The organism is Alkalihalobacillus bogoriensis ATCC BAA-922 (assembly GCF_000621445.1).
GTDB classification, from domain to species: domain Bacteria; phylum Bacillota; class Bacilli; order Bacillales; family Bacillaceae_F; genus Bacillus_AO; species Bacillus_AO bogoriense.
This window is the reverse complement of sequence record NZ_JHYI01000032.1, coordinates 46,168-54,979: the sequence shown is the minus strand read 5'-3', so window position 1 is coordinate 54,979 and position 8,812 is coordinate 46,168. Positions and strand designations below refer to the sequence as shown.

Annotated in this window: 5 protein-coding genes; all 5 read right to left on the bottom strand. The window is 38.7% G+C overall.

Going from position 1 to position 8,812, the window contains the following annotated elements:
- Positions 1-756: 756 nt before the first annotated feature.
- The 5 genes from T323_RS0112820 to T323_RS0112800 are packed head-to-tail and all read right to left on the bottom strand — an operon-like array spanning position 757 to position 8,810.
- Positions 757-3,264 (bottom strand): DEAD/DEAH box helicase, encoded by a 2,508-nt coding sequence (locus T323_RS0112820; RefSeq protein ID WP_026673649.1) that lies wholly within the window; start codon positions 3,262-3,264, stop codon positions 757-759.
- Positions 3,265-5,715 carry a site-specific DNA-methyltransferase gene (locus T323_RS0112815; RefSeq protein ID WP_026673648.1) on the bottom strand — a complete coding sequence of 817 codons (2,451 nt, stop codon included), beginning with the start codon at positions 5,713-5,715 and terminating at the stop codon, positions 3,265-3,267.
- A gap of 18 nt (positions 5,716-5,733) precedes the next feature.
- Positions 5,734-7,371: a DUF2326 domain-containing protein gene (locus T323_RS0112810; RefSeq protein WP_026673647.1), complete on the bottom strand. Its 1,638-nt coding sequence runs from the start codon at positions 7,369-7,371 to the stop codon at positions 5,734-5,736.
- Complete coding sequence (locus T323_RS0112805; protein WP_026673646.1) at positions 7,349-7,588, bottom strand: ABC-three component system middle component 7; 240 nt, start codon at positions 7,586-7,588, stop codon at positions 7,349-7,351. The genes T323_RS0112810 and T323_RS0112805 overlap by 23 nt, the downstream gene beginning before the upstream one ends.
- Positions 7,572-8,810, bottom strand: coding sequence for an ABC-three component system protein (locus T323_RS0112800; RefSeq protein WP_218971038.1), 1,239 nt, complete (start codon positions 8,808-8,810; stop codon positions 7,572-7,574). The genes T323_RS0112805 and T323_RS0112800 overlap by 17 nt, the downstream gene beginning before the upstream one ends.
- Positions 8,811-8,812 lie beyond the last annotated feature (2 nt).

Sequence of the window (8,812 nt, the reverse complement as noted above, 5' to 3'; positions counted from 1 at the left end):
GACCTAACTCCTTATCTCTACTATGTGACCCACTAATTCTCTCTTCCGAAAAATAATAAACATTTCCGATTTTCGTTAAAAAGGAAGAGGGAAGTTTTCGTAAAAAATCAGGGCAATCCCTTGTGGGACTTGCCTTTTTACGTTTTCCCTTTCGGAAAACTTTATTTTAACTTGAGAAAAAGAGTGAAAAAATGAGTGAAAAGTGCGGAAAAAAACGCTTGTTTTTGAGTGAGAAATGAGTGGAAATCGGTGATTTTCGGAAAACTTTATTATGACAGCGAACGGTGGAATGCGGGTTTTGGGAAGGATTTTCGGAAGAGTTTATTTTAAATGCACAGAAATAGCTTGGTATCAATAGGTTTAGTGGTTTTTAAATGAAAATGTAAGTTTGTTTTATGTTCCCTCGGACTAATTGGTTTGGGGGTTTTTTAGACCCAGGGGGCTAACTTTTACGCGGAATAAAGGGGTATTGGGAAATGTTCATCCTGCGGAAAGATTGAAGGTGCAGATTTAAATGCAGCAGGGTGGAAAGCAGTATTGATATCGAGGGTAAAAAAATAAGTGGAAGAAATACTCATAAATAAGGGTTTCCAAACAAGAGGTTTTTATCTTGGCCGATTTGCCTGAGGTACCACTGTTCGGAAACCCTAATTTATAATGTTCAAATATTAACTGCCTTAAAGGTGATAGGGGCAAATCTACATCTTAGATAACGGCAATTCTTATAGTCTTGGAGAGACATAACAGATGTATAAACTAGTCTTCTCTAACGGCATCTGTATCAAAAATTCTATCAAGTTCCTCGTTTGATGTTATTCCACGAACTTTATTCATAACTGTTGTTTTTTCCATATCCAGTCGATAGAAATGCTCACGACCATCTACACCTTTTTTCAGTCGGATAAGCTGAATCCGTCCGAATTTATCCCAGTGTTTTTCTGCAAACTTTGCTAGACCCACTGCTTTTGGATAATTGTCCTTGCGACTAGGATCATGTGGTTCCAGAATATCAAAGATATAACCTTGCGCATCAGATCTCACAACCACCAAATCCGGAAACATCGAAGTGGCAACACCACTGACTTCATATGGGATTTCAAGTGACCACTTTTTACGATCGAGATTACGTAACCAGCAGACTGCACCATTTTTAAGTTCTTCAGCAATAACTCCTCTTTCCCATGGATTTAGTGATGTTTGGAATGTCCCATCTTCATAACAGTAGAGATGCTGTTCAAACTTAATACTATCATCTGGTACAGAAAAATCGATTGAATCTGGTAATACCCATGGTACAGAAATTGGTTGGGCTGAAGCATTGGTTAATCTCTCATAAACATTTTTTCGCGCTTCGGTCAGTTTAGCAATGGCTCGCTTGTTGTTCCCATAGAGTTCAATAAATTCTTCCTCTGCATAGGCGTTTATCCGCTCCATTGCATCCGTATCACTTGTGAGAACGATGATTTCTTTTTTTATATCGATATGGTCCCGGGTACTGTGCCGAATCCAATATTCCTTATGCAAGCCCTCTCCTAACAGTTTTCCAGCCTGTTCAAAATGCCTGGAGATATCAAATTCGGATACCGTCATTGTCTGTGTTGTCTCGTCAAAGGAATAAGCATTGTCTCCGTATTCAAATATCAGTGTACCAAGAGTAAATCCGGTAATTTTAGCCGCAAGGGAGTCAAAGTATCCACTTTCTTTTATTTGTGCAATTTCCTTATCAATTTTTAATAAAACTGCATTTTTTGTCGCCTTCTGTGCCCCTAGGTCGATGCCGTCCATCGTCAGCGCGCGGGAAAGCTGTATTAACAACTTGAGCGGTGCCTGTTTTCGCGATGAATCTATTCGATACGTGATAAGTTTACTCATAGCATCAAACACATCAGAATACTCTAAGTTTCGCCCAAGTGTAACAAGCTCTTTGTTAGTTCCTGTTTCTGTAGGTATAATAGCTTCACTATCACGTAGGGCATTAACGACATTCTTTACTGTTTCTTCATCAAAGTATGGAAGGAATAGACTTACATTGTTAAGTTCAGCATTGGAAGAAATCCTTCTAGCCAAAGGTGTACGAATAACGCGCCCCAAAAGCTGAGCAATATAAGTGTAATCCTGAGCACTACGAAATGACATCATTGTTTCAGCACGTGGGCAATCCCAGCCTGTGGAAAGATTCATTTTGAAGAATACGACCATTACATTTTCTTCTTCATTAATCCGCGAAGCTTCAATTTGTTGAATTTCAACGTCACGAACTTTCAGTGTGCTGCGGTCATTGAATGTGTGTACTGCTTCACCGGGTTGTAATTTGCGGCCTAGTGTTTCTTCAAGTAAATCAATGCAAGCCCCTAAATCAGTATGGGTTGCCTCCCGTTCATTACCATCCTCAACTTGAACAACAAGAATAGGATTTACCATTTTTTCATCTTCACGATCACAGTAGGATTTCCATTGAAAGGATTTTTTGAGCCAATTATCTACCGCGCCTTTGAACATGGTCATATCGGCGCCCAGATGAATATCTGGATAATGAATGATAATTCTATCTTTCAGAAGACCGGACTCACGTACCTGCTCGGGTGGAACGATGACTTTTTGAACTGTTGAAGTGGTTCCAGCAATCAAGTTATCAAATCTCTGAGGAGTCGCGGTCACACCTATAATCAAAGGCATGACACATAGCCCATCTTCTTTACTGCCCTTGATGAACTTTTGCATTATAGACTGTGCTTTGTTTTCTGCTTGAACGGATGTATATGTTCCTCTATGTGCCTCATCAATAACTACATAAAACTGCTTTGGGTTTCGTTTGGCAGTGTTAGTGAGTGTTTCCCAGATGGAATACTGACGCGTATCAGACGTTCCTGTAAGTAGTTTATCAGAGCCAAGTTTTTGTGTGTTTAAAAAGTAAATGCAACCATCTTCAAAGTACTCAGAATTGAAGGTGGAATCTATTGTCACTAGTTCACGGACACGGATTTTATCAGACTTACTTTCGATTTTGAGCCTTGTTTGTTCGTTAAGCTCTGGTGAATCGGATAGCCATATGAAAACAGAGTCTGGTTCCCCAATGTTGACCGGACTGCCATAAAGTATTTCCTCAAAAAGTGTTGTCATAATAATGGTTTTACCCGAACCTGTAGGTGCGGAAAACGAAATTATCTGTGGATCGCGTTCACTCCACATCAAGTGAGCTTTATTAATTTTCTCATGAAGTTCGGCAAGAGCCGTTTCCTGAAAAGGAAATAGTATATCTCTCATTTATGAATCCCTCCTGCTTCCCAACACAAAGTTATCAATATAATCGCGATATAGTTGATATGTGTTATTTACTTTTACCCCAGAAGTCATTTCACGGAAAGCTTCCTCGGAGTTGGTTACGAAGTAGACAACCTGGATATTATCATCTTCGGAAATAGCTACGGAAAATTCAGCGAATCTCGTTTCATCAATTAGAATAGCAAATCCATTTTGTGGGAGAATTAACATCCCAGGTTCTTCATTAATAATTACTTCAGGTCGCTCTCCAATGGCACCGGATTTGAGCCAAAGCAATGGCAGTGTTTCCCGGAATTGTTTCCCTAATGACACACTATTTTTATCTAAAAATTCTAGTTTAAAATACTCTGCATTTGCAGGAAATCCCATGCTCATGGAACGCTTAACTTGTGATGATAAATTGATTGGTCCAAGCAGTTCTGTTATCTTTGCTTTGATTGATTTAAATATAGCAGATGATTTTGTGACTATATAAAAGTCCGTAACATGTTCGTTATTTTCCAGTGTAGCAAGCCATTCATTAGTGGCATCTATATCAAAAATAATCGACGCTGAATGTTCATCCGAAACAATAAATTTGCTGTCCGCTTTTACCAACGTTTGCGTTAGTTGTGGTTTACCTTCCTTATCACGAAGCAATGAAACAAGTTGTTTTTTTGAACTGCTTGTTAAACCCGTTGGGTTTTCCACAAAGCCCAACTGATAGAAAGAGCGTTCTACTTCTTTTGTGGTAGTTTGGTTGGTAAAGTATTCCCCATTTAGTGGAGTACCATCTTTGCGTTTCCCCGTTATGCTATATTTTGTCCTCGGCCAAGTTACAGCGCGGCAAATCCCACGTTCTTCCCATTCAGGGTCACCAGGCTGATGACCAACCCTCTGTAGATCCCGTGCCTCTTCAAGTGATACCTCATTGTTAGTAACCAGTATGCACCTTCTGTGGCCTCCATCCTCGACATTTAATAGATTTACAGCGTGGAGAGTTGTACCACTGCCAGCGAAGAAATCAACAATAAGGGCATCTTTATTATTTCGTACTACCGACGCAATTGCATCCTTAGTAGAGTAAAGGGATTTTGGAAAAGAAAATGCTCTGGACTGACCAATAATACCCGATACCAAATTGGATCCATAGGCTCCAGCGTCATGAAGACTCCTGTGCCATATAGTTTTTATTGCTCTATTGTTACTGTCAGCATATTCAATAGATACAACCCCGGTTTTGGGATCTCGATCAACTATTTTTATACGTCCATCATCTATCATTTCCTGATTTGGCAGGCTTATATAAGAAATTCCCCATGTTTTACGTTTTGAATCATACTTTCCAAGGGAAACATATCCCTTATCAATTAATGTACGAAGAGTTTCATATCCTACGCCCCAATTTCCTAACGAGCCATCTGTTCTGACTGGCCATGCAACGTCAAAGCCATCAATTTTTAAATCGAAATTCGGATATTCTTCAAAAGGTAAAGCTTCACCAGTGCCAACAACTTTTCCTAGTTTGGTATCAATTAATACTGGGTAAAACATCTTTTTTCTATCTTCACGCCTTGCGTTTGTTCCAGAACGTAAAAGTCCTTTCCAACGCGGTTTTCTATTTGAAACAGGTGGGTTAAGTAGATTATCGTCACTTGCACCAACAAATGCGTTGGGAGCGAAGCAAAATATTATATATTCCTCTACCCGTGAAAAACGACCTTGGGTCACTCCTTTTGGGTTTATTACAGCAGTTACCATTTGGATGTAAAACTCAGGAAATAACTCTTTCAATAACACTCTCAGATGATGAACCTCGTGTTCATCTATAGTAACTATTAATACACCTGTATCTGGATTCAAAATCCGCTTAGCTATCCGCAATCTTTTTTGTATCATCGACAGCCATTTGCTGTGCCGCCAGCTATCGGATAAATCCACATAGTCGTTGTTGTATTTCCAATCTTTTGCACCTGTATTGTAGGGTGGGTCAATATAGATACAATCCACTTGCTTAGGATAGAGATATTCTAGCAACTGGAGAGCGTGGTAGTTGTCTGCTTCAATGAGAGTGTGCCATAGGCTACTATCGGGATCATTCTTAACAAAATCAACCGGCTGAAGTGTGGGAAATATCGGTTCGCCAAATTGTGCAACCGAAACTAACTCCTCTAGTGGGATATTTATGGTATCCCCAGTCGATCTGTTAAGGCAAAGGGCAGAGTCGCCATCTAATTTCAACACACTATAAACATCATTAACGTTACTAGTTTTAAGTGCGACAGTCGAGCCGCGTTTGACAGCAACCTCGTAAAGTGGAGTACATTCCGGAATGTGCTCCTCAAACATAAGTCCAAATTTTTTGTTTTTTGATATACGGGCAAACTCCTGTTCCAAGCGACTACGCAAAGATGTATCAGGGATTTGACGTAATAAATCATTAATTGCAGCCATATTTTAATCCTCCATTGTTTATTCATTCGACTCAAATTTACTCCATGAATGACCAAATAGTTCATTTCCGTCCGATAAGCGTAAAACCGCTGTGTCTTCTAAAGCCTTTTGTGCATTCTGTGTCGTAGAATCAGCCTTATCAAATGCAATAAATACTTGTCGTTTACTTGATTGATATCGTTCTAATATATGTTCTAGATGTACATCCCCAATACGTTTAAGTATATTGGAATCATGAATGAGCGCAGGAATTGGACATAATTCAAGTAAACTCAAATCGTAAACGACAAGGCTCTTGAACGCAGTACCTTCACTAGTGTTGCCTGGAGTTTCAAAGATGATCTCCTTTTCTGGTGTGATTTGTAGAAAAGGAGCAGTTTCCTGTTGTTCGGTTACTACGCCATTGATTATTTTCATTCGTAGATTGATGTCCTCTTGTATTTTTTCCAGCTTTTCAGTTTGTTGTTGTAACAATTTTTCTATTGTTTGCTCAGCAACGAAGCGGGAATCCTGTAGTTCTTTTTGATGAATCAGTTCATCTGTTTCTTCTTGAAGTTTATCAATACTTTTGGATACGTTGACACATTGGGAGAGCACTCTCTCTGACATTTCTTTTGCCAACCCTGTTTCTTGGATCTTTTGACTAAGTCGATTAATTTCTTTATCGTACTGATCAATAATTTGTTGTAAGCGTTCGACCTCCTGATTCATTTCTTCACCAAGGATTTCCCTAATTCTATTATGAAAATGTTCAATCTCTTCAAATGCTTTTATGTTAGTATTTGGAAAGAAGTGTACTAATGAATTAAATTCACTAGTAGTTTCAAAGTCAGTCACAGCAATATTGCTTTTAACAGCATTAACCTGAGACTGTAAACGATTACGCTTGCGAATGAAACTGTTCAGCTCTTTTTGTACAGTAGCTATACGCTCAAATGTCTGTGTATCAAACCCAAATATCGCCAATTGGGCTTCTTCACTGTTTTTCATCAGGTTTTGAAGTCTTTTCTTCAATGACTTTATAGTCTTTTGGTTCATTTCAATTTTCTCGGTGTCCACCTTTTGCCGCTGGCGTGATTTAAACTGCGAGGATTTGATACCAAATTCTTCTTCCATTCTTTTGATAGCAGCGAGGATTTTATATTGACCGAATAGTTTCATGAGAAAATCGACAGCCCTTTCATCGTGTTCACGAGGTCTAACTAGCTGCGGATATTTTTCAAGTGTGTTTTCACGACCATAAATGCGAAAGAAACGCTCAGTAATTTCATGAAATTTAAGTGATGGAAGATCAACTATATATTCCTGAAAAAGGAAACTTCGATATTCGTCCACCGTCAATTTCGTAATGAAATGATGATCTTTATCACATCGATATACAATTTTGGGATTATCGGTACTTCTATAGAAATAATGTGGTTGTCCTTTGAACACGAAAGTGAAATAAATTGTATGCGGTCCTATTTCTTTTTTTATATCATCCGTTAGGGAGTAGTAGCTTTCGCCGCCGTACGCATAATCTATAATCCAAAGAAATGTTGATTTTCCGATAGCGTTGCTACCACCTGTACTTCCCAAAACTGTATTTAGGCCAGGGTTAAACTGGATAGTTCGATGTTTTAAAGCAAATTTATCACATTGAATTTCTGCCAACATAGCGTAGCATCCTCCCTTCCTCAGTAAGTTCGATTTTACCAAGTGCAAACAGGCAATCTAAAGCACTTAGAAAATCACCCATATCCTTTTTTCCAGACGTGGTTAATTCAAACAGCTCTTTTGGGGATATATCCCGTCGCTTCAATGTTCCTAAAATATCTGGGAAAAGGGCAATGATGCTGTTTGTATAGGGTGTAACTTTATTTGGTAATCTCATCGAACACCTCACACCTTTGCACAAAGTAGGAAATTATTATCTCACAGGCTTCTCTATGTTTGCGGCCAGTTTTATTAAATAGTGTTTCAACCAGCAAATTATAAATATCACTTTGGGATGTAATTGCTTCGCTTGCGTCTTCATACATACGCTTAACACTTTTAGCGAACTTATCTACGTTTAGTTTATTTTCCCCTGCTAGTTGATCTAATGCATTATTGACGCCATCATACAATTGCATAACATCAAAGAGTATTCGTTCCTTTAAACGTCTTTCAGTAATTTTGTTCTCAACTTTGATGGGTTCAATTTTTAGTTGTGTATCGACACTAACATCCATCAAATCAACTTCTTGAAGTACTTGTTCAATTTGCTTTTCTATCGTATATCGCGAGGTTGCATCCCTTGCAACCATAAGATTTTCCAAGTAATACTTGTCCGAAAGTAAATTCATATTATCTTCCTCTGAAGCATTTGGTATTTCGCGTTCACAGTCAACACATAGTATAACGTCATCAGTATCTGAAAGGTGAACGACTTTAGCGTAGTTAACGTCGTTGCCTTCTTTTTTTATGCCTAGAGGTCTACCGCACTTTTGACATTTACCACCCGTTTCTGCTAGTAGTACCAGATAGCGAGTGTCAATTGCAATATCATTAGTGGTCTCCATTGTGAACTTACTGTATTCCGTAAGGAAGTTAATGTTCATTTTTTGACTGTGAAAGGAATTTATGTAATCCTCAGATATTTGTTTTACACTGTCTTTGCAATTTCGGTTTTCAACATTAAGCACTGTGTAAAGAAAGATTCCGGCGAGAAAGTCTTCCAAAACAAATGAATCACGCCTTATTATAGTTTCCTTTGTCATACCATTTACTTTTTCGACGAGTGTGTCAGGCTCAATTGAGGCATCAGAAGCAATAATGTCCTTTAATGCAAGAACGATGAGGCTCCTTTTGTTGCTATCCAGCATGGGAAGGATATTTTGCTTAAAGTAATCTGAGGTTGCACGAGCGTCTGCTGTTGGAGCAACATCAGTTACTATAGGCGATAGATTTTTTTTACAGAGTATCAAATCTGAAACTGCGCCGTCATCGCTGCGAATATCATAAGTAGGCGCAATAGAAAGCAATATGGTACCACACAATCGCTTTTGTGTAACTCTTTTTGTCATACAAACCTTTAATACTGTTGTAAAAGTACCAAAACAAAGCTTTTTCATGC

Excerpts from the sequence above, each read along its gene's own strand:
- T323_RS0112820 (WP_026673649.1), bottom strand. The coding sequence starts at position 3,264 with ATGAGAGATATACTATTTCCTTTTCAGGAAACGGCTCTTGCCGAACTT.
- T323_RS0112815 (WP_026673648.1), bottom strand. The coding sequence starts at position 5,715 with ATGGCTGCAATTAATGATTTATTACGTCAAATCCCTGATACATCTTTG.
- T323_RS0112810 (WP_026673647.1), bottom strand. The coding sequence starts at position 7,371 with ATGTTGGCAGAAATTCAATGTGATAAATTTGCTTTAAAACATCGAACT.
- T323_RS0112805 (WP_026673646.1), bottom strand. The coding sequence starts at position 7,588 with ATGAGATTACCAAATAAAGTTACACCCTATACAAACAGCATCATTGCC.
- T323_RS0112800 (WP_218971038.1), bottom strand. The coding sequence starts at position 8,810 with ATGAAAAAGCTTTGTTTTGGTACTTTTACAACAGTATTAAAGGTTTGT.